The 20843-nt window shown below is 66.6% G+C and carries 22 protein-coding genes; 18 read left to right on the top strand and 4 right to left on the bottom strand.

Features of this window, described 5'->3' with window-relative positions; genetic code table 11:
- Positions 1 to 38 precede the first annotated feature (38 nt).
- Together ACIQXM_RS00370 and moaA are read right to left on the bottom strand one after the other, a co-directional pair.
- Positions 39 to 332, bottom strand: coding sequence for a MoaD/ThiS family protein (locus ACIQXM_RS00370; protein WP_400925966.1), 294 nt, complete (start codon positions 330 to 332; stop codon positions 39 to 41).
- On the bottom strand, positions 333 to 1535 hold the full coding sequence (gene moaA / locus ACIQXM_RS00365; protein ID WP_400925963.1) for a GTP 3',8-cyclase MoaA: 1203 nt from the start codon (positions 1533 to 1535) through the stop codon (positions 333 to 335).
- Between the two features lie 38 nt (positions 1536 to 1573).
- Here moaA and modA point away from each other — a divergent pair, with 38 nt between their 5' ends.
- From modA to ACIQXM_RS00320, 9 genes are all read left to right on the top strand, one after another.
- Positions 1574 to 2350 carry a molybdate ABC transporter substrate-binding protein gene (gene modA, locus ACIQXM_RS00360; RefSeq protein ID WP_400925961.1) on the top strand — a complete coding sequence of 259 codons (777 nt, stop codon included), beginning with the start codon at positions 1574 to 1576 and terminating at the stop codon, positions 2348 to 2350.
- 91 nt (positions 2351 to 2441) lie between these two features.
- On the top strand, positions 2442 to 3242 hold the full coding sequence (locus tag ACIQXM_RS00355; protein ID WP_400925959.1) for a molybdate ABC transporter permease subunit: 801 nt from the start codon (positions 2442 to 2444) through the stop codon (positions 3240 to 3242).
- 170 nt (positions 3243 to 3412) lie between these two features.
- Positions 3413 to 4951: a molybdopterin-dependent oxidoreductase gene (locus ACIQXM_RS00350; protein WP_400925956.1), complete on the top strand. Its 1539-nt coding sequence runs from the start codon at positions 3413 to 3415 to the stop codon at positions 4949 to 4951.
- 28 nt (positions 4952 to 4979) lie between these two features.
- Positions 4980 to 6350, top strand: coding sequence for a gephyrin-like molybdotransferase Glp (glp, locus tag ACIQXM_RS00345; protein ID WP_400925954.1), 1371 nt, complete (start codon positions 4980 to 4982; stop codon positions 6348 to 6350).
- A gap of 77 nt (positions 6351 to 6427) precedes the next feature.
- The gene (gene moaC, locus ACIQXM_RS00340; protein WP_400925952.1) at positions 6428 to 6916 is read left to right on the top strand and encodes a cyclic pyranopterin monophosphate synthase MoaC; all 489 of its coding nucleotides are present in this window, start codon (positions 6428 to 6430) and stop codon (positions 6914 to 6916) included.
- Positions 6913 to 7434, top strand: coding sequence for a molybdenum cofactor biosynthesis protein B (locus tag ACIQXM_RS00335; protein ID WP_400925950.1), 522 nt, complete (start codon positions 6913 to 6915; stop codon positions 7432 to 7434). The genes moaC and ACIQXM_RS00335 overlap by 4 nt, the downstream gene beginning before the upstream one ends.
- Positions 7424 to 7915, top strand: a complete 492-nt coding sequence (locus tag ACIQXM_RS00330; protein ID WP_400925947.1) for a molybdenum cofactor biosynthesis protein MoaE — start codon at positions 7424 to 7426, stop codon at positions 7913 to 7915. Before ACIQXM_RS00335 ends, ACIQXM_RS00330 begins: the two co-directional genes overlap by 11 nt.
- 16 nt (positions 7916 to 7931) lie before the next feature.
- Positions 7932 to 8699 carry a 4-hydroxy-tetrahydrodipicolinate reductase gene (gene dapB / locus ACIQXM_RS00325; RefSeq protein WP_400925944.1) on the top strand — a complete coding sequence of 256 codons (768 nt, stop codon included), beginning with the start codon at positions 7932 to 7934 and terminating at the stop codon, positions 8697 to 8699.
- Between the two features lie 82 nt (positions 8700 to 8781).
- Complete coding sequence (locus tag ACIQXM_RS00320) at positions 8782 to 9243, top strand: hypothetical protein (protein ID WP_400925941.1); 462 nt, start codon at positions 8782 to 8784, stop codon at positions 9241 to 9243.
- A 95-nt stretch (positions 9244 to 9338) separates the two neighbouring features.
- On the opposite strand, the gene ACIQXM_RS00315 is transcribed toward ACIQXM_RS00320, so the two are convergent.
- Positions 9339 to 10502, bottom strand: coding sequence for a heparan-alpha-glucosaminide N-acetyltransferase domain-containing protein (locus ACIQXM_RS00315; protein ID WP_400925939.1), 1164 nt, complete (start codon positions 10500 to 10502; stop codon positions 9339 to 9341).
- 149 nt (positions 10503 to 10651) lie between these two features.
- On the opposite strand from ACIQXM_RS00315, the gene dapA reads away from it, so the two are divergent.
- The 6 genes from dapA to ACIQXM_RS00285 all read left to right on the top strand — a co-directional run bounded on the left by dapA (position 10652) and on the right by ACIQXM_RS00285 (position 18017).
- Complete coding sequence (gene dapA, locus ACIQXM_RS00310; RefSeq protein WP_400925936.1) at positions 10652 to 11584, top strand: 4-hydroxy-tetrahydrodipicolinate synthase; 933 nt, start codon at positions 10652 to 10654, stop codon at positions 11582 to 11584.
- 5 nt (positions 11585 to 11589) lie between these two features.
- On the top strand, positions 11590 to 13281 hold the full coding sequence (locus ACIQXM_RS00305; RefSeq protein ID WP_400925933.1) for a ribonuclease J: 1692 nt from the start codon (positions 11590 to 11592) through the stop codon (positions 13279 to 13281).
- 102 nt (positions 13282 to 13383) lie between these two features.
- Positions 13384 to 16332: a DNA translocase FtsK 4TM domain-containing protein gene (locus ACIQXM_RS00300; RefSeq protein WP_400925931.1), complete on the top strand. Its 2949-nt coding sequence runs from the start codon at positions 13384 to 13386 to the stop codon at positions 16330 to 16332.
- A gap of 20 nt (positions 16333 to 16352) precedes the next feature.
- Positions 16353 to 16955: a CDP-diacylglycerol--glycerol-3-phosphate 3-phosphatidyltransferase gene (gene pgsA, locus ACIQXM_RS00295; RefSeq protein WP_400925929.1), complete on the top strand. Its 603-nt coding sequence runs from the start codon at positions 16353 to 16355 to the stop codon at positions 16953 to 16955.
- The gene (locus tag ACIQXM_RS00290) at positions 16952 to 17440 is read left to right on the top strand and encodes a CinA family protein (RefSeq protein ID WP_400925926.1); all 489 of its coding nucleotides are present in this window, start codon (positions 16952 to 16954) and stop codon (positions 17438 to 17440) included. Before pgsA ends, ACIQXM_RS00290 begins: the two co-directional genes overlap by 4 nt.
- A gap of 151 nt (positions 17441 to 17591) precedes the next feature.
- On the top strand, positions 17592 to 18017 hold the full coding sequence (locus tag ACIQXM_RS00285; RefSeq protein ID WP_269436918.1) for a helix-turn-helix domain-containing protein: 426 nt from the start codon (positions 17592 to 17594) through the stop codon (positions 18015 to 18017).
- A 141-nt stretch (positions 18018 to 18158) separates the two neighbouring features.
- On the opposite strand, the gene ACIQXM_RS00280 is transcribed toward ACIQXM_RS00285, so the two are convergent.
- Complete coding sequence (locus tag ACIQXM_RS00280; protein WP_400925923.1) at positions 18159 to 18632, bottom strand: MarR family winged helix-turn-helix transcriptional regulator; 474 nt, start codon at positions 18630 to 18632, stop codon at positions 18159 to 18161.
- 103 nt (positions 18633 to 18735) lie between these two features.
- Here ACIQXM_RS00280 and ACIQXM_RS00275 point away from each other — a divergent pair, with 103 nt between their 5' ends.
- The 3 genes from ACIQXM_RS00275 (at position 18736) to ACIQXM_RS00265 (ending at position 20820) form a co-directional block, all read left to right on the top strand.
- Positions 18736 to 18957, top strand: a complete 222-nt coding sequence (locus tag ACIQXM_RS00275; protein WP_400925921.1) for a DUF3046 domain-containing protein — start codon at positions 18736 to 18738, stop codon at positions 18955 to 18957.
- A gap of 220 nt (positions 18958 to 19177) precedes the next feature.
- A complete protein-coding gene (recA, locus tag ACIQXM_RS00270) occupies positions 19178 to 20233 on the top strand; it encodes a recombinase RecA (protein WP_400925918.1) in 1056 nt (351 codons plus the stop codon).
- 5 nt (positions 20234 to 20238) lie between these two features.
- A complete protein-coding gene (locus ACIQXM_RS00265) occupies positions 20239 to 20820 on the top strand; it encodes a regulatory protein RecX (RefSeq protein ID WP_400925915.1) in 582 nt (193 codons plus the stop codon).
- Positions 20821 to 20843: the final 23 nt, after the last annotated feature.

Genomic DNA, 20843 nt, shown 5'->3' with positions numbered 1-20843 from the left:
CTCGCGTGGCCGGTGGCCGGTGGCCGGCTGTTCCGCTGTTATCCGCCGGCGAAGGGCGGCAGGATGTCCACGGTGTCTCCGGCGGACAGCACCAGGGAACGGTCCCGTGCGGCATACCCGTTGACCAGGAAGGTGCTGCGGGAAATCACGCTCTTGAGCGGAGGAGTGCCCTCGGGAGCGCTGACATGGCGGGCGGACAGGAACTCCAGCAGCCCGTCCAGCGTCATTCCGCCGGGAACGGAGTCTCCGGCCCCTCCCGGCCCCGCCTGCGGAAGGGTTTCCTCTTCCGCGCCGGAGGCAGCCTTGGCTGCCCCAAAGTATCGAATCAGCACTTAGCCGCCTATCGCGCTCATGGTCCGGTCCGGCTGCACATAGTCAGCGTCGCCCAGGCCTGTATGGTCCATTCCGTGTGCCTTGGGTTTGCCCCACATGGCGTCCTGCCAGCGTTCCGCAACTGCGGCGTCGCCGGTCTCGGGAGACCGGAGCAGCTCCAGCAGATCCGTTTCCTCGTGCGAGAACAGGCAGCTCCGCACCCTGCCCTCCGCGGTGATCCGGGTCCGGCGGCAGTCCGCGCAGAACGGCTCTGTCACCGAGGCAATGATGCCCACAGTGCCGGCAAGGACGTCAGGGGCGCTGCGGCGCCGGACTTCCCAGCGTTCAGCCGGGGCGCCGTCGCGTTGCCGCGGATCCGGGGTGAGGATAAAGTCCCGCTCCATCCGGCCGCGGATTTCCGCGGCGGTGATCATTCCGTCCCGGGTCCACCCGTGGTCCGCATCCAGGGGCATCTGCTCAATGAAGCGCAGTTCAAAACCGTGGCTGACCGCCCATTCGAGCAGCTCGGGGGAGTCGGCGTCGTTGATGCCGCGCATGAGGACGGCGTTGATTTTGATCAGTCCCAGCCCCACCCGTGCCGCTTCCTCCACGCCGGCCAGAACCCGGGTCAGGAACGGACGGCGGGTCAGCTGTGCAAAGGTGTCCGGATGCAGGGTGTCCAGTGACACGTTGATGCGCGTCAGGCCGGCGTCCTTGAGCGCCTGTGCTTTTTTGTCCAGCCCCAGGCCGTTGGTGGTCAGGGAGATGGGAAGCTCGGGGTGGTTGCTCCGGATGCCGGCGATGATGTCCACCAGATCGGCACGCACCAGCGGCTCGCCGCCGGTTAGCCGCAGCTCCCGCACGCCCAGCATCTCCACACCGATCCGCACCAGCCGGATGATCTCGGCCGCGGACAGCACCTTGTCCTTTGCCAGCCAGTCCAGCCCTTCGGCGGGCATGCAGTAGGTGCAGCGCAGGTTGCATTTATCGGTAAGGGACAAGCGCATGTCCGTGGCACGTCGGCCGTAACGGTCCAGCAGCCCGTCAGCGGCACGGATCCCGGCCGCAGCAGCGGAGCCCGAAACCACCGCCCCGGGGGAGCTGGCAGGTGCTGCTCCCGCATCGGCTGCGGCGGAAACCCCGCAGCCTGCGGAAGCGGACACGGCGGAGTCCGCCGCGTTCAGCGGCGCACCAATGGACGGCATTCCCAGCTGGATACCCATGGGTCGAGGTTACGCCCTTTCACGGTTAGGCTCTATCAATGCGTTTTATCTGTCGAAGCAGCAGAGCCCTGGCTCTCTCCGCCGCCCTGCTGGCGGTGGCCGCCGGCTGTTCGGCGCCCGGACCCGGAGCCGGGTCCGAGGACCCGCCGACGTCCGACATTACGGTCTTCGCAGCCGCCTCGCTCACGGATGTGATCGGAACCCTGAATGAAGCCTACGACGGCGGCGGCCGGCTGCGCATCAACCTGGGCTCCAGCGCGCAGCTCTCCGGACAGCTTTTGGCAGGCGCTCCGGCCGACGTCGTCATCACCGCGGATATGGAGTCCCTGGACGCGGCCCGCGGTGACGGTTTGATTGCCGCCGAGCACGTGGTTGCCGGGAATGTGACGGTGCTCGCGCTGGCACCGGGCAACCCCGGGCAGGTAGCGTCGCTGGCTGACCTGGCTTCGCCCGGAGTGCAGGCAGCGGTGTGTGCTGATTCGGTCCCGTGCGGCCGGGCTGCCGGGCGCGTGCTGGATTCCGCCGGGGTGGCGCTGTCCGGGGAAAGCCGGGAGGACAGCGTCCGGTCGGTCTTGACCAAGGTGGCTACGGGACAGGCCGATGCCGGGCTGGTGTACCAAACCGATGCACTGTCTGCTGCGAATCCAGGAGTGACATATCTTGAAGTGAGCGATCCAGACCCCAACCAGTACCCCGCGGCACTGACCGCGGAGGGAGCAGACCATGAGGCAGCTGTCCGATTCTACGAGTGGCTTACAGGGGAGGACGCCGCCCGGATCTTCCGGGAGGCAGGCTTCCGGCCTCCCGGACAGTGACCGGACCAGTGATCCGAAACGTGACGCGGGCAGCGGCGGCAGCAGCGGTGCCGCCCGGAACAGGCGCACGACGGCGGAACAGGGTTCCGCTGTGAACCGCGGTGCGCGCGCCACCACCCCGGCCTGGCTGTGGGTGCCCGCGTCCCTGGCTCTGCTGTTCTGTGCGGGACCAGTGGCCGCCCTGCTGCTGAATGTGCCCTGGACGTCCCTGGGTTCGCTGCTGACAGCCTCCGAAGCGCGCACCGCTCTGGGACTGTCCCTGGCCACATCCGTGGGTTCAACGCTCATCTGCGTGGTGCTGGGCCTTCCGCTGGCCGTGCTGTTCAGCAAGCTGGCAGGCCCGTGGATGCAGCTGCTGCGCGGCATCCTGCTGATACCGCTCGTGCTCTCGCCCGTGGTGTCCGGAATTGCCCTGCTGTACTTCTGGGGACGGCAGGGCCTGGCCGGGAGGGTGCTGGAATCCGCGGGCCTCGGGGTCGGGTATTCACCGGCCGCGGTGCTGATTGTCCAGGTCTTTGTCTCGCTGCCGTTCTTTGTGGTGGCGTCCCTGAGCAGCCTGCGGGCAGTGGACCATGACCTGGAGATGGCAGCCGCCACCTCCGGGGCCGGACCCACCGCCATCCTGCGGTACATCACGGTTCCGCTGGCTCTGCCGGGCATCATTGTGGGCGCACTGCTGGCCTTCGCCCGGTCGCTGGGCGAATACGGCGCCACCATCACGTTTGCCGGCAGCATCGAGGGGCGCACCCGGACCCTCCCGCTGCAGATTGAACTGAGCCTCAACTCCAACCAGCCCGAAATTGCGCTGGGCATCTGCCTCATCCTGATCTCCTTGTACCTGGTGCTGCTGGCGGTGGCCCGTTTTGGAGTGGCGCTGCTGCTGCCCCGCTGACCGCCGGCGTTGGACATCCTGACGTCCCGGGCCGGCCCGGCACGTCAGCACCGGGTTCCGGCTTCCGTTATCAGGATTCGTCCAGCCAGTACCGGTAGAACAGAGCAGCACCTATAACAGAGCTGCACGGGTTTCACCAGTACCGTCACCATTAATTGGAAGAGAGCGGCATGACACGCACGAGCCCTAAATTCTCCCTGTGGGCTGCCGCCGGGGGCCTTGTGGCCGTTGGCCTGGCCGTGGCTGCGGGGGAGCTTTCAGCAGCGCTGCTGAGCCCGTCGCTTTCCCCGGTCACAGCCGTGGGCTCCGTAGTCATCGATGCCATGCCGGGACCGGTGAAGGACTGGGCCATCGGCCTGTTTGGAACCGCCGACAAGGCAGCGTTCCTGGTGGCCATGGCCGCGATCATCGCTTTGAGCGGGGCGGCGGCCGGCGTTCTGCAGCTGCGGCGTCCGCCGGCCGGCGCCGTCGTCATCGGCTTGTTCGGTGCAGCCGGCCTGGTTGCCGTGCTGACCCGGGCGCAGGTAAGCGCGCTGTCCCTGCTGCCGCCGCTGCTGGCCGGCGCGGTGGGAATCCTGGTGCTGCGGGCGCTGACCGCCCGCCTTGGGCGCTGGCGGGATTCGCGCCCCGAAGAGGCCGGCGCCCGGCGCCGCGACGTGCTCATGACCCTTGGCGGGGGAGCAGCGGTGGGTGTGGTGTCCGGCGCCCTGGCCGGCGGTTCACGTGCGGGTCAGGTCAATACGGTGGCCCTGCGCGACGGCGTGGCCCTGCCGGCCGCCGTCACCCCGGCAGCGCCCATCCCCGCGGGGGCGGAACTGGGAATTGCCGGGCTGGATCCGGTGCTGACTCCGGCAGCCGACTTCTACCGCATTGACACCGCCCTGAGCGTGCCGCTGGTAAACCCCGATGAATGGACCCTCAAGGTCACCGGCCTGGTGGACCGTGAGGTGGAGATCAGTTTTGCAGAGCTGCTGGCCAAGCCGCTGCAGGAAAGCTACGTCACCCTCGCGTGCGTCTCGAACGAGGTGGGCGGGAGCCTGATCGGCAACGCCAAGTGGCTGGGCTGGCCGGTGCGCAACCTGCTGGCCGCCGCCGGTGTCCAACCCGGCGCTGACATGGTGCTGTCCACCAGTAAGGACGGGTGGACGGCTTCCACGCCGCTGGAGGCCCTGACGGACAACCGTGACGCCCTCCTGGCCGTGGGCATGAACGGGGCGCCGCTTCCCCTGGAGCACGGTTTCCCGGTCCGTCTGGTGGTCCCGGGACTGTACGGCTACGTCTCGGCCACCAAATGGGTCACCGAGCTCAAGGTCACCCGTTTTGCAGATGAGGTGGCCTACTGGACACAGCGCGGCTGGACTGAACGCGGTCCCGTCAAGCTCTCTTCCCGCATCGACACGCCTTCGCGCGGCGCCGCGGCGGACGCCGGACCTGTCACCGTGGCAGGGATGGCCTGGGCGCAGCACACCGGTATCAGGGGAGTGCAGGTAAGGGTCGACGGCGGCGACTGGCAGGACGCGGACCTGGCCTCTTCGATTTCGGCGGACACCTGGGTGCAGTGGTCCGCCCAGCTTGACCTTGAACCGGGGGAGCACGAGGTTACCGTGCGCGCCATCGACGCCAACGGCACCGAGCAGGATGAAACGGAACGGCCGGTGGTTCCCGACGGCGCCACCGGGCTGCATACAATTCGGGTGAAGGTCCGCTAGGAACTGTTCCCGCCAGCAAAGGAATCCGGTGTCCACTCCCCATACTGAGCCCGCCAATGAGTCCGGCGATGCGTCCGGCTGCCGCCCGGCACGTTCGCCGCGGCCGCCGCGCAGCGTGGCTGAGCACCGGGACGCCGTGCGGAACCTGCTGGCGGCCGGTTTCCGCGAGCGCCCCCAGGGCACCGAGGACACGGACCTCATCAGCGCCCGCGGACGGATTCTCGCTGCCGACGTTGCGGCGCCCGGGAGCCTGCCGCCGTTCGCGAATTCCCAAATGGACGGGTATGCCGTGCATTCGGCAGACCTGGCTGCGGCCGGCAATGGGACAGGGGACTCTGCCGCACTCGTGGAACTGGCCGTCGCGGCGCCCATTCCCGCCGGTTCCGAACCGCCCGCCCTGGCCCGCGGCACAGCTGCCCCGATCATGACCGGTGCCATGCTCCCGCCCGGTGCGGACGCCGTCGTCCCCATCGAGCAGGCGGTACCGGATTCGTTTCCGGCGCCGGAAAGCACACCTCCCGCAGGAGCTGCGTCCCCGCCCGCCGTCCGGCTTCCCTCCGGTGTGCCCGCCGGGCAGTATGTGCGCGGCGCCGGCAGCGACATCAGGGCCGGCGAGCCCGCGCTGAACGGCGGGACGGTCCTGGGGCCCGGGCAGCTGGGACTGCTGGCGGCACTGGGACTGGACCGCGTTACCGTACGTGCCCGCCCCCGGGTGCTGCTGCTGACCACCGGAGACGAGGTGGTGGCACCGGGACACCCGCTGCAGCCGGGCCAAATCCACGACGCCAACACCACCTTGCTGCGCTCGCTGCTGGAGGAAGCCGGAGCGCAGGTGCAGCTCACCCGGGTGCTGGCCGACTCGCCGCAGGAGTTGAGGGACCGGCTGCACGCCGACCTCGCCGCCGGGCAGCCCGATCTGGTCATTACCTCCGGCGGCATCAGCAAAGGCGCCTACGAAGTGGTGAAGCAGGGCCTGGAGGCGGAAGACGTGCACTTCCTGTCCGTCGCCATGCAGCCCGGCGGCCCGCAGGGAATCGGCCGGGTTGCCGGCATTCCCTTCCTTGCCTTTCCCGGCAATCCGGTCAGCTGCGTGGTGTCCTTTGAGATGTTCCTGCGCCCGGCGCTGAGCAGCGTAACGGGCCTGCCCCGGCCGCGGCTGCAGCTGTCGGCGGTACTGCGCGAGGATTCCCGCAGCCCCGCCGGCAAGCATCAGGTCCGCCGTGGACGGTACCTGCCGCCGGCCGTCCCCGGCGGCACCGGAGAGGTGGAACTGGTGGGCGGCCCGAGCTCGCACCTGGTCCATGCCCTGGCCGCCTCCAACGCGCTGGTGCACCTGCCCGCCGGACGGGAGTCCTTTCCCGCCGGCACGGAAGTGACAGTATGGCTGTTGGACCGGTAATTCTTCCGGGCTCCGAAGCGTTGACGAAAGACTTATTTGCCTGCGGGGTCCGCCCGCATCTTTGAAGGGATTTATCCATGGCCGGCAGCAACGAGCAGCAGCTCGGGCTCACCCATGTCCGCGACGACGGCACCGCCCATATGGTGGATGTGTCCGCCAAAACTGAGACCGCGCGGGAAGCCACAGCCACGGCACGGCTGCGCACCACGCCCGAGGTCCTCAAGCTGATCTCCGACGGCGGTCTGCCCAAGGGCGACGCCCTGGCCGTGGCCCGCATCGCCGGGATCATGGGCGCCAAGCAAACCTCCACGCTGATTCCGTTGTGCCATCCGCTGCCCCTGACCAAGGTGACGGTGGATTTCGAAACGGAAGAGTCCGACGTCGTCATCCGGGCCACCGTGAAGACCAAAGCGCTCACCGGCGTCGAAATGGAAGCCCTGACCGCCGTGTCCGTGGCCGCGCTGACGCTGTACGACATGATCAAGGCCGTGGACAAGCACGCCGCCATTACGGACACCCGGGTCCTCGCCAAATCCGGCGGCAAGAGCGGAGACTGGACGCTGTGAGTTCCCATCCGGGCAGCCGGCACGAGCCGCCGCACCAGCCGCCGCGCCGCACCGCCGCCGTCCTGATCGCTTCCACCCGCGCCGCCCGCGGGGCATACCAGGATGAATGCGGTCCACTGGCCGCGGACTGGCTGTACGCACTGGGTTTCGACGTCGTGCTCGCCGAGGTGGTGCCCGACGGCGTTGCCGTGGGCGAAGCGCTGCGCCGCATGCTCGCGCTGGAACCGGCCGTAATCCTCACCAGCGGCGGCACCGGGCTAAGCCCCGACGACCTCACGCCGGAACAGACCCTGCCGCTGCTGGACCGGGAGGTGCCCGGGGTGATGGAGGCGCTGCGCGCGGACGGGCGCACCAAGACACCCATGGCGGCCATCAGCCGCGGCCACGCCGGCACCGCGGGACGGACATTCATCGTGAACCTGCCCGGTTCACCCGGGGCCGTGGCGGACGGACTCGCGGTGCTGGAACCGGTCATCGGACATATCTGCGGACAGCTGGAAGGACGAAATGAGCACTGAAACTCCGGCGCCGGAAGGCGCCAACGCCATGTCGGAGGTCATCAATGCCACCGTCTCGGACCTGCCGCTGAACGCCGAACATGCCAACGGTGCCGCGTGGAGCCCCGAGTGCGGGGCGGTGGTGGGCTTTAGTGGAATTGTCCGCAACCACGACGGCGGCCGCGGGGTGGCCACCCTGTCCTACAGTGCCCATCCGAGTGCGGAGGAAATCCTCGCCGCAGTGGCGGCGGACGTTGCGGACAAGTACGACGGCGTGCGGATCTGGGTGGGGCACCGCACGGGCCCGCTGCAGATCGGGGAGGCAGCCCTGGTGGCCGCCGTCGCCTCGGCGCACCGCGGGGTGGCCTTCGCCGCCTGCTCGGAGCTGGTGGACACCGTCAAGGCACGGGTGCCCATCTGGAAGGAACAGGGATTCTCGGACGGAACCACGGAGTGGGTGGGAGTCGGCGAGGCCGACGATGTTCAGGACCCTCCGCTGTGACCGGTAATCTGGGGGTATGACTGAGCAACTAGCCGTAGCAGTCCTCGGTGCCGGCGGGCGCATGGGATCCGAAGCCGTCAAGGCCGTTGAAGCGGCCCCCGATCTTCGCCTGGCGGCCGCCCTGGGCCGCGGGGACTCCCTCGACACCCTGGTCTCCGCCGGGGCTCAGTACGTCATTGACCTCACCGTTCCGGACAGCACCGAAGCCAACGTCCGGTTCGCCGTCGAACACGGCATGCACGCCGTCGTAGGCACCACCGGCTGGGACGCGGACCGGCTGGAGCGGCTTGAGGCGCTGCTGCAAAAGCATCCCGGCACCGCCGTCCTGATCGCCCCCAACTTTGCCCTCGGCTCTGTCCTGGCCTCGGCCTTCGCTGCGCAAGCCGCCCGGTACTTCGAATCGGTGGAAGTCATTGAACTGCACCACCCGGACAAGATCGACGCTCCGTCCGGCACCGCCGTGCGCACCGCGGGAATGATCGCGCAGGCCCGGGCCGACGCCGGCGTCGGCCCCTCTCCGGACGCCACCACCAAGGAAGTTCCCGGTGCCCGCGGCGCGGACATAGACGGTGTCCGGGTTCATTCCGTGCGGCTGCGCGGCCTGGTGGCCCATCAGGAGGTGCTCTTCGGCGGTGCGGGGGAGCAGCTGACCATCCGCCATGACTCCTTTGACCGCGCCTCCTTCATGCCCGGCGTCCTGCTGGGCGTGCGGGAAGCGGCGGCCCACCCCGGCCTCACCGTGGGCCTTGACGGCTACCTGAACCTGAACGCTCCGAACTCCTAAACGACTGCACGGCACTACGACTGCACGGCTCATCGACTGCACGGCACTGATGCCGCGGCTCACTGATTGCTAAAGGAACACCTTGTCTTTTTTTACCGGGCTTTTCACGAACAAAGCCAAGATCGGCGTCCTGCTGGTCACCCTCCTGCTGGTGTTCTACCTGGTGATTTCCTTCCAGCGCGGCTGGACGCTGCTGACCGCCGATGAGTTCAGCGCCAAGGCCCTGGGCGCGGCGTATCTGGTGCTTCCGATCGTGGGTGCCTGGGCGCTGATCCGGGAACTGCAGTTTGGCGGACGGACCGAGAAGATGGCACACATCCTGGCCGACGAGGGCGGGCTTCCGGTTGATAACCTGCCGCGCACCCCGGGCGGCCGGATCATCCGCGAGGCTGCCGATGCCGAGTTCCCCCAGTACCAGGCCGAGGTGGAGGCCCAGCCGGATTCCTGGCGCGCCTGGTTCCGCCTCTCCTGCGCCTACGACGCCGCCGGGGACCGCAAGCGGGCACGCGACGCGATGCGGCGCGCCGGCCGGCTCTTCAAATAGCCCCTCCCGCACCCACTCCCACTCCCGAGATAGCAGTAGGTGTCCTTCCCAGCGCTGGGAAGGACACCTACTGCCATTTCGCGAGGGAACGGTGCCTATCTCGTGAGGGAACCGTGGCGGGCCAGCGACGACGCTCCGTGGGTCACCAGTTCCAGCGGCCCGCGTGAGCCGAGTTTGGCAAAGGCGATGCCGATCGCAGCCGCCGCCACCGCCGAGATCCAGAAAAGCCAGACCGGCTCCGGCGGCACGGGCAGGGCGTCGGTGACGCTCATGATCCACACATGCACGCTGTAGAGGGTCAGGGTCATGGCTCCCGCTGCGGACAGCGGCAGCAGCAGGTTGGGCCGCGCCCGGGTCAGCAGCAGGCACACCCCGACGACGGCGGCTGCCGTACCGGCTGTGTGCAGCAGGTCCAGCGGGGTGCCCGAGTGGGGGCCGCTGACCGCGAGCCACCACCAGGAACCGGTCTGTTCCACGCCGGCAAGATTGACCTCCATCATCTGCTCCACCGGCCAGATCCGTCCGGAGTTGGTGGCCAGGATGGCCTCCAGGCCGCCCTTGTCCAGCAGCAGGTAGTAGCTCAGGAACTTTGCCCCCGCCGCAGCGGTAATGCCGGCAGCCACCAGTCCCGTCTGCACGGGCAGCTCGCCCAGCCGCAGGCGGCCGATGAGCATGCCGATGAGCAGGTAGCTCAGCCACTGGAAGACGGGGTAAAAGCCGGTAAAGAGGACGTCGGCGGCCAGGGTGGCCGGCTGCAGGAACGCATCCCAGGAGATGTTGGTGTCCAGCGTGGACGGCGAGACGTGCTCATAGATCCAGGGCCGGATGAGATAGGCGGCCACGGGGGAAAGCAGCAGCCAGCCGCCCGCCCAGAGGGCCAGCTTCGGCACGCGCATGCCTGCAAACGGCAGGGCCAGCAGGAACAGGATGCCGTAGTGGAACAGGATAATGGCGATTGACGTGTCCAGCCCGCCCAGCGTCAGCCCCACCAGAGCAATAATGAGGGCCCGCACGGCGATGCCCCGGCGGTCTGCAGCCAGCGCGCTTCCGGAGCGGGGCTGGCTGCCTCCGGTGAGCAGTGCCAGGCCGATCCCGGCCACCACCGCGAACAGTGCCGAAGAGCGCCCGGACAGCACGAGCCCCGTCCAGGACGGTATCCCCGTCTGCTCGTTGTACAAGGGAAAGATATGGGTCGCCATCATGCCCAGAAGCGCTATGCCCCGGGCCGCGTCAATGCCCGTGAGCCGCCGTCCGATCATGATCCGATCGTCTCACAGCAGTGTCGGACTTCCGCAGTGTGTCCACGGGGCGGGCAGATGCGGAAACCGCGCGTCATCCCCGGCCCTCCGCCGGCGTGGAAGAGTGCCGCGTTGTCCCAAGTCCGTGTGCAGCGGGTAACGTTTTACCCATGGCTGACTCTGATATTCGTGCACTTCCGTTTGGAACCCTCGTCACCGCAATGGTGACACCGTTCACCGAGGACGGTGCCGTGGACTTTGACGCCACGGCCACACTCGCCAACAAGCTCGTCGAAGACGGCTGCGACGGCCTCGTGGTTTCCGGAACCACAGGCGAGACCTCCACGCTGGAGGACAGTGAAAAGGAAGACCTGTTCCGGGTCGTCGCCGAAACAGTGGGCGGCCGCGCGAAGGTCATCGCCGGCACCGGCACCAACCACACCTCCCACTCAGTGGAAATGGCCCGGCGAGCGCTGCGGGCAGGCGCCGACGCGCAGCTGGTGGTTACGCCCTATTACAACAAGCCCACCCAAGCCGGCGTCGTCGCCCACTTTGAAGCCGTGGCTGCCGCCACCGACCTGCCGATCATGGTCTACGACATCCCCGGCCGCGCCGGGATCGCCATCTCCACCGACACCTTGGTGCGCCTGGCCAACATCCCCACGGTCCTGGCCCTGAAGGACGCCAAGGCGGACTTTGCCGCGGTCACGCAGGTCCTGGCGAACACCACCCTGGACGTTTACGCGGGCGACGACGGACTGACCCTTCCGTGGATGGCTGCCGGAGCCGTGGGTGTTGTCAGCGTCACCGCCCACGTCGCCACCGCACAGTTCCGCGCCCTCGTGGACGCTGCCGCCGCGGGTGACTTCGCCACCGCACGCCGGATCCACTTCGAGCTCGACCCCGTAGTGCGCGCCGTGATGACCCACATCCCCGGCGCCGTGTCCGCCAAGCAGATCCTGAAGATGCAGGGCGTTATCCCGAACGCTGACGTGCGCCTGCCGCTGGTGGCACCCGACGCCGTCGAAATGGAAACTGTCCTGACTGACCTGGCCGAGGCGGACTGGGACTTTTCCCGGGCCCTTTCCAGCAACGAGGCGTAAGCACCATGACTGAAGCAGCGGACCCCGCCCTGAGAACCCCGCCGGCCCTGGAAGACGGGACCCTGCGGATTGTTCCGCTGGGCGGCCTCGGGGAAATCGGCCGCAACATGACCGTGTTCGAGATCAACGGCAAGCTGCTGATCGTGGACTGCGGCGTCCTTTTTCCGGAGGAGAACCAGCCCGGCGTTGACCTGATCCTTCCGGACTTCTCCTACATCGAAGACCGGCTCGACGACGTGGTGGGCGTGGTCCTCACCCACGGCCACGAGGACCACATCGGCGCCGTGCCGTATCTGCTGCGCCTGAAGCAGGACATTCCGCTGATCGGTTCCCAGCTCACGCTGGCCCTGGTGGAGGCGAAGCTGCAGGAACACCGGATCAAGCCGTTCAGCTTCACCGTCACTGAAGGCCAGGTGGAGCAGTTCGGCCCGTTCGAGTGCGAATTCGTGGCCGTGAACCACTCCATTCCGGATGCCCTGGCCGTGTTCATCCGCACCGAAGGCGGCACTGTCCTGCACACCGGTGACTTCAAGATGGACCAGCTCCCGCTGGACGGCCGGATCACTGACCTCCGTGCCTTTGCCCGGCTGGGACAGGAGGGCGTGGACCTGTACATGGCGGACTCCACCAACGCCGATGTCCCCGGCTTCACCACGGCCGAACGGGAAATCGGTCCGGTGCTGGAGGCCCTGTTCGGCAAGGTCAAGAAACGCATCATCGTGGCGTCCTTCTCCTCGCACATCCACCGGGTCCAGCAGGTGCTGGACGCCGCAGCCGTGCACGACCGCAAAGTCTGTTTTGTGGGCCGGTCCATGGTCCGCAACATGGCCATTGCCGAGAAACTCGGATACCTCCACGTGCCCGAGGGTATCCTGGTGGATTTGAAGAACGTCGATGAAATGCCCGATGACCGGCTGGTCCTGATGTCCACCGGATCCCAGGGCGAACCGATGGCTGCCCTGTCCCGCATGGCCAACGGCGACCACCGGATCCGGGTTGGGCGGGGCGACACGGTGATCCTTGCGTCGTCGCTGATTCCGGGCAATGAGAACGCCGTCTTCCGGGTCATCAACGGCCTGATGAAGCTCGGTGCCGACGTGGTGCACAAGGGCAACGCCAAGATCCATGTCTCAGGCCACGCGTCGGCCGGCGAACTGCTGTACACGTACAACATCCTCAAGCCCAGGAACGCCATGCCCGTGCACGGCGAGACCCGGCACCTGATCGCCAACGGCAAACTGGCCGAGGCCACCGGCGTACCGGCGGAGAACGTGATCCTGGCCGATGACGGCACTGTGGTGGACCTGCGCGAGGGCAAAGCCCTGGTGGTGGGCGCCGTCGACTGCGGTTTTGTCTACGTGGACGGCTCCAGCGTTGGCGAGATCACCGACACGGACATCAAGGACCGCGTCATCCTCGGCGAGGAAGGTTTCATTTCCGTCATCACCGTGGTCAACCGCAGCACCGGCACCATAGTCTCCGGGCCGGAAATCCATGCCCGCGGCTTCGCTGAAGAGGACACGGTGTTTGACGAGATCAAGCCCAAGATCAGCGCCGCGCTGGAGGAAGCCGTGAAGTCGAACAAGGACCACACCACCTACCAGCTCCAGCAGGTGGTCCGCCGGGTGGTGGGCACCTGGGTCAACCGGCGCCTGCGCCGGCGTCCCATGATCGTTCCGGTGGTTCTCGAAGCTTAGGCAGGAAACCCGTTCCCGGGACTCCAAAGCAGGGTATCCGGCGGGGCCGGGCAGACGCGTAAATCCGTGGTTTGCCCGGCCCTATCGGGTACGGTGGAGCGTATGGCCACTCGTACTTCCCCTGCCGCACGCGGCGGTGCTTCCGGCCGGACCACCAGCCGGAACACCGGGGGCACCTCAGGAAAAAACTCCGGCAAAACCCAGCCGCGGGGGAAAGCGACCGGCCGCTCGGGTGCTGCCGCCAAGGCGCAGGCCGACGCCGCGCAGGTTCCGCTGCCGCTGCGTGCTGTCCAGGGTGCCTGGATGGGCGTGGCCCGGCTGGCAGGAGCGGGCATCCGCAAACTTGGTGCCGACGTCAGCCCGGACCGCGACGTCCGGCGGGACGGCACCGGATTCTTCCTCATCCTCACGGCTCTTGCCGTGGCCACCGTTGAGTGGTGGGCACTGCGCGGCCCGGTGGCGGACATCATCCACGCCGGCGCGGCAGGTACTTTCGGCTGGATGGCTGTGGTCCTGCCCTTCCTGCTCCTGACCGGCGCCGTGCGGCTTTTCCGCTACCCGGAGCGCCACCGTGCCAACAGCCGCATCAGCATTGGGCTGACCCTCATTCTTTTCGCCGGCTCCGGCATCACGCACATTGTGGGCGGCTCGCCGGCCCTGTCCGACGGTTTTGACCGGCTGTGGGAATCCGGCGGCATCGTCGGATTCCTGGTTGCCGGCCCGCTGTCCGCAGCGCTGACCACCTGGCCCGTGGCCCTCCTGCTTGGCCTGCTGGTTTTTGTTGGCGTGCTCATCATTACCGCCACGCCGTTCCGCCATATTCCGCTGCGCCTTCGTGCCCTGTACGAACACCTGATGGGGCAGGACCTTGCCCCGGATGATCCCGAGGCGCATGACCAGACCTATCTCTACGAACGCGACCACCTTCCGAAAAAGGCACCGAAAAAGAAGTCCCGGATGTTCAGCCGCGGACCCGAAGCACAGGAGCATCTTGCCCCTGAGGGGTTTGCCGGCGACGAGGCGTTTGAACGCGCCGTGCTGGCGGATGAAGAGGAACAGGCGTCAGCCGCCGCGGCGGCTTCGGCGGAACCGGCTGTTCCGCCGGGCGTGCGCCGCCCCACCCGGTCCGAGCTGGCCACCCAGAAGATCCGCCGGGCGCAGGGCCTGCCCGCGAAAGGTGGCTTCGACGGCGGTTTTGACGGGGCCGAACCTCCCACCGAGGCCATCGCCATGGTTCCCGAGGCCGCAGCGGAGCTCACCGCCGTGGAAGGGCTGCCGCCCGTTCCCGCCGTGCCCCCGGTTCCCGCGCGGACCGTCCGGAACCTCACCCCGGCCACGCCCATTCCGCAGCGCACCGAACAGCTGCAGCTCTCCGGCGACGTAACCTACACCCTGCCGCCGTCGGAATTCCTGCCCGCAGGGCCCCCCGCGAAGGAACGTTCCGAGGCCAACGACGCCGTCGTCGACGCCCTGACCAACACTTTGGACCAGTTCAAGGTGGAGGCGCACGTCACCGGATTCAGCCGCGGGCCCACGGTGACGCGCTATGAAATTGAGCTGTCGCCGGGCACCAAGGTGGAGCGGGTGACCGCGCTGTCCAAGAACATCTCCTACGCCGTGGCGTCCTCCGACGTCCGCATCCTCTCGCCCATCCCCGGGAAGTCCGCGATCGGCATCGAAATTCCCAACGCGGACAAGGAAGTGGTGGCCCTGGGCGATGTGCTTCGCTCCAACGCCGCCCGCAAGACCGAACATCCGATGGTGATGGGGGTCGGCAAGGACGTGGAGGGCGGCTTCGTGGTGGCCAACCTCGCCAAGATGCCTCACCTTTTGGTGGCCGGTGCCACCGGTGCAGGCAAGTCCTCGTTCGTGAACTCCATGATCACCTCCATCCTGATGCGCTCCACCCCTGATGAAGTGCGCATGGTGATGGTGGACCCCAAGCGCGTGGAACTCACCGCGTATGAGGGCGTGCCGCACCTGATCACGCCCATCATCACCAACCCCAAGAAGGCCGCCGAGGCTTTGCAGTGGGTGGTCCGTGAAATGGACACCCGCTATGACGACCTCGCCAACTTCGGTTTCAAGCACATCGACGACTTCAACAAGGCCGTCAAGCTGGGCAAGGTTGTTCCGCCGGCCGGTTCCAAGCGCGTCGTGCGTCCCTACCCGTACCTGCTGGTGATCGTGGATGAGCTCGCGGACCTCATGATGGTGGCCCCGCGCGACGTGGAAGACTCCATCGTCCGCATCACCCAGCTGGCCCGTGCCGCCGGCATCCACCTGGTCCTGGCCACCCAGCGTCCCTCCGTGGACGTGGTCACCGGCCTGATCAAGGCCAACGTGCCCTCCCGCATGGCATTCGCGACGTCCTCTGTCACCGACTCCCGTGTGGTGCTGGACCAGCCCGGCGCCGAAAAGCTCCTGGGCCAGGGTGACGCGCTGTTCCTTCCGATGGGCGCCAACAAGCCCATCCGCGTGCAGGGCGCCTGGGTTACCGAATCGGAAATCCACCGCGTGGTGGAGCACGTCAAGGGGCAGCTGGGCGCCGTCTACCGCGAGGACGTCACGGTCACCGCGCCGAAGAAGCAGATCGAAGATGACATCGGCGATGACATGGACGTCCTGCTTCAGGCCACCGAACTGGTGGTCACCACCCAGTTCGGGTCCACGTCCATGCTTCAGCGCAAACTCCGCGTCGGGTTCGCCAAGGCCGGACGCCTGATGGACCTGCTGGAGTCCCGCGGCGTCGTCGGGCCCTCCGAAGGCTCGAAGGCCCGCGACGTGCTCGTCAAGCCCGATGACCTCGCAGCCACGCTGGCAGCCATCAGCGGGGGAGAAGGCGCCAGCGGACCCTCGGCCGCTGAAACTGCTGCCCTGGCGGACAACGCCAACGTCAACCACGGGTTCGAAGCCGATCCTCTCGCCGGTCCCGTGGACCTGGTGGCCCAGGACCTGGAGGGCCGCCAGCAGGCGACCGAGTACTACGACGGGGGAGACGACGGCGAGGACGGCGGATCCGAGGACGCGTGGAGTCTGACCGGCCGTTGAATCCCCGCTAGGCTGGATGTGTGAGCAACTCTTCTACCGGGAACGCCCCCCTCCTGAACATCGCCAACGTCCTGACGGTTGTGCGGATCCTGATGGTTCCGCTTTTCATCTGGCTGCTCCTGGCCGATGACGGCCGGCATGGTCTCTACCGCTGGCTGGCGGTGGCCACATTCGCCGTCGCCATCTACACCGACAAGCTCGACGGCGATCTGGCCCGCAGCCGGGGGCTGATCACCGACTTCGGCAAGATCGCGGATCCGATCGCGGACAAGCTGCTGATCGGTTCGGCGCTGGTGATGCTGTCCGCACTGGGCGAGCTGTGGTGGTGGGTGACCATCGTGATCCTGGTTCGGGAAATCGGAATCACTCTGCTGAGGTTCGTGGTGATCCGCTACGGCGTGATGGCAGCCTCCCGCGGCGGCAAGCTCAAGACAGTGATTCAGACTTTCGCGATCTTCCTCTACCTGCTGCCGCTGACAACGTGGCTTGGCAGCTGGGCCTGGTGGATCAGTGCCGTGGTGATGGCCGCCGCACTGCTGGTCACCGTGGTGACCGGTGTTGACTATGTTGTCAAGGCACTGCAGCTGCGCCGCAGGGCGCTGCAGAATCCGGGCGCCCGGTGACATCGGCTCCGGCCGCCGACGCGGCCGCCGTGGTATCTGCGGCTTCGGACGCAGGCCTCACCGTGGCAACGGCCGAGTCCCTCACCGCAGGCATGGTGGCTGCCGAACTGGGCGCCGTTCCGGGAGTGTCGGCAGTACTTGCCGGCGCAGTGGTGGCCTACTCCAACTTTGTGAAGAAAAAAGTCTTGGGAGTCGATGCCGATCTGCTTGCCTCAGCCGGCTCCGTCGACGCCCGGGTTGCCGGGCAGATGGCTGAGGGCGTCCGGCGGTTGCTGGAGACGGACCTGGGCGTGTCAACCACCGGAGCAGCCGGACCCGAACCGCATGACGGCAAGGCTGTGGGCTGCGTGTTTATCGCCGTCGCATCCCCGCAGGGCACCCTGGTGGAAGAATATTCGTTTTCCGGAGACCGGGCAGCCATCCGCCGGCAGGCCTGCGACGAAGCACTTGTACTGCTGGGCCGGGTCCTTGCGGAGCACCCCTGAATCGGGTGCGAAAAACCGGCAGCGGCAGCGGGAACAAATCCCGGAGACGCTCAGTTGTTAGTATCAGGAACCGCCAAGGTTTCCCGATTACGATCTTTAGATATCTGCGGGGCAACCGCAGCCGGACCACATAGGGAGCAGGACGATACAGATGGTTAAGCAACCCGTATCCGTGAACGGCGTTATTCGCTGGCGGGATGTAGGGTTGGCGGAAGATGCACACCGGGAGCCAAAGGAGCGCAAAATGGTTGTTCTTCGTCATGAAATTGGCGATGTCTTGCGCGATGTCCGTCAGCGTCAGGGTCGCACCCTGCGCGAGGTATCGCACAGCGCACGCGTTTCACTTGGCTACCTCAGTGAGGTGGAACGAGGTCAGAAGGAAGCATCATCAGAACTTCTGTCCTCCATCTGCACCGCACTTGATGTGCCATTGTCCCTGATGCTTCGTGAGGTCAGTGACCGGGTGGCGAGTGCAGAAGGCATCGCCATACCCGACACCGTGCCGTCGGAATTCTCGCGCGAGTTTGCCCGCGAATTCCCGGAGGACATGGCTCGGGACCTGGCCCGCACACCGTAGACCTACATCAACAAGGCTGCAGCTCCTGGGCAGCTTGTCCACCAAAATCAAAAAGGCCCCGCCGTAAGGCAGGGTCTTTTTGCTGTGTCCCCGGGCTGCCCGCATCCAGGGGTGCGCTCCTGCGGGTTTCGGGCGGCGGGCTCAGTGTTCGCGGGCGTAGGAGTCGTTGAGCTTGGTCAGCAGCGACCCCAGCTGGACAAGGTCCTCTTCCTCCCAGTCCTGGAGCAGGGTCCGGAACAGGTCCTTGCGGGCCGTCTGGGTCCGCGCCAGCGCCTGTGAACCCGCTGGAGTCAGCGAAATGGTCTGGGCCCGGCCGTCGAGCGGATCGGCATGCTTCTGTACCAGTCCGAGGCTTTCCAGCATGACAATCTGGCGGCTCACGGACGGCTTCCCGATGCCGATGCTTGCTGCGATGTCTGTCAGCCGCATCTCCTGATGCTGCTGCAGCAGCACCAGCAGGCCGTAGGCGGCCGGTTCCATGTCCGGATGCACCTGGCGGGCAACCTTGCTCGAATTCGAGCGGGCACGGCGCCACAGGACTGACAGCTCATGTTCAAGGGTTTCTATCGCGGTTTCATTGTGCTGCAGTTCGGGGGAGGACTCCGTCTCGCTCATAACTCCTATTCTAGGCTTTTTGGCACTGGGTCCCTGCGGGGGCCTTGGCCTGAGCCGGTCCGGACCCACCAGCCGGCTGCTGTGAACGTGAGAAGATTAAGCGATGCGACTCAGTGATTTCTGGCGGCTTATGGACGACGAATTCGGCTCGGCCTACTCCCGTGTGCTGGCTTCGGACCTCGTGCTGGGCTCCCTCGGCGGAAAGACGGCAGAGGAGGCGCTCAAGGGCGGAACCGAGCCCAAGTCCGTGTGGCTGGCTGTCTGCGACGTTCAGGAAGTGCCCCCGGAGCGGCGGCTGGGCAGGGATATTCCGCCGAAGAAATAGCAGGTGGCCCGATCTGCAGCAGGACACGCCGAAACACATATTCGAATACCTGTTCGGATGCGGCTATGCTCCTACACAAGGGCTATGCGACCGCAGAATTGCCCCGGATATCCCCACGGCAGTCCGCTCCGCTGTTTTGTCAGTGCCGCCGCATATGGTCGTAGAAGAGCAGGACAACCGGCCTTCGGGCCACGTAAAACTCAAACAACCGAGGTGAAGAATGGCAGCAGCAGTCGACCGCGCAAAGGCTCTTGAAGCAGCGCTGGCCCAGATCGATAAGCAGTACGGCAAGGGCTCGATCATGCGGCTCGGAGACGAGGTACGTGCTCCGGCAGAAACCATCTCCACCAGCTCGATCGCCCTGGACCTGGCGCTCGGCATAGGCGGACTCCCGCGGGGCCGCGTCGTGGAAATCTACGGCCCGGAATCCTCGGGTAAGACCACCCTGGCATTGCATGTTGTGGCCAATGCCCAGAAGAACGGCGGCATCGCCGCGTTCATCGATGCCGAGCACGCCCTGGACCCCATCTACGCTGCTCGCCTGGGCGTAGACACCGATTCCCTGCTGGTATCCCAGCCGGACACCGGTGAGCAGGCCCTGGAAATCATGGACATGCTGATCGGTTCGGGATCGGTGGACGTAGTCGTTATCGACTCCGTGGCAGCACTGGTTCCCCGCGCCGAAATCGAAGGCGACATGGGTGACAGCCACGTGGGCCTCCAGGCCCGCCTCATGAGCCAGGCTCTCCGCAAGATCGCCGGCCGCCTGAGCCACACCAACACCACGGCAATCTTCATCAACCAGCTCCGTGAAAAAATCGGCGTGATGTTCGGCAGCCCGGAAACCACCACCGGTGGCAAGGCCCTGAAGTTCTACGCTTCAGTGCGCATTGACGTGCGTCGCATTGAAACGCTGAAGGAGGGGACGGTCCCGGTAGGTAACCGCACCCGCGCCAAGATCGTCAAGAACAAGATGGCCCCGCCCTTCAAGCAGGCAGAGTTCGACATCATTTACGGCACGGGCATCTCCCGTGAAGGCGGGCTGATCGACATGGGCGTGGAGCATGGCTTCGTCAAGAAGTCCGGCGCCTGGTTCACCTATGACGGAGACCAGCTGGGCCAGGGTAAGGAAAATGCCCGCAAGTTCCTGCGCGACAACCCGGAGCTCACAGATGAGCTGGAGCGCCGACTGCGCGAAAAGCTGGGCATCAACGGACCGGCGTCCGAGGAAGCTCCGGCTGAACCGAAGCTCAAGGCCGTTCCGAAGAACTCATAGTTCCCATGCATGAGCAGAACAGCGGGTTTTCCGGTGCCGACGAGGCGGCCGGAGAACCCGCTGCCGTTCCTGCGGACCGTGAGCGTGATCCGTATGCCGCAGCACGCAACATCGTGCTGCGGCAGCTGACGAGTTCTCCCAAGAGCCGCCGCCAGCTGGCCGTCAAACTGGCGGAAAAGGAAATACCCGAGGACGTTGCCGCGGCCGTGCTGGACCGTTTCGAAGAAGTGCAGCTGGTGGACGACGCTGAGTTTGCCCGCATGTGGGTGGCTAGCCGCTCCCGGTCCAAGTCCCTGGCCCGGGGCGCCCTCAAACGGGAACTGGCCGAAAAGGGCATCTCCGGAGAGTTGGCTGCCGAGGCTTTGGAACAGGTCAGCGACGAGGACGAATATGTTGCAGCCAGGGCACTGGCCCGCCGCCGGCTGCAGTCCTCAGCGGACCTTACGGATAGGGCGGCAAGGGACAAGCAGGCCAGGCGCCTGGTGTCCATGCTGGCCCGCAAGGGCTACTCCCCGTCGGTGGGCTACCGCGTTGTCAGTGAAGTCATTGGCGATGTGCTGGACCAACCGCCCGAAGAAGACTGGTAAAAACCCTAGGTTGACGCGTGGGC

It is taken from the genome of Arthrobacter sp. NPDC097144 (assembly GCF_044762205.1).
GTDB lineage: Bacteria > Actinomycetota > Actinomycetes > Actinomycetales > Micrococcaceae > Arthrobacter_B.
The sequence above is the reverse complement of the archived record's forward strand: the minus strand, read 5'-3'. Positions and strand labels throughout refer to the sequence as shown.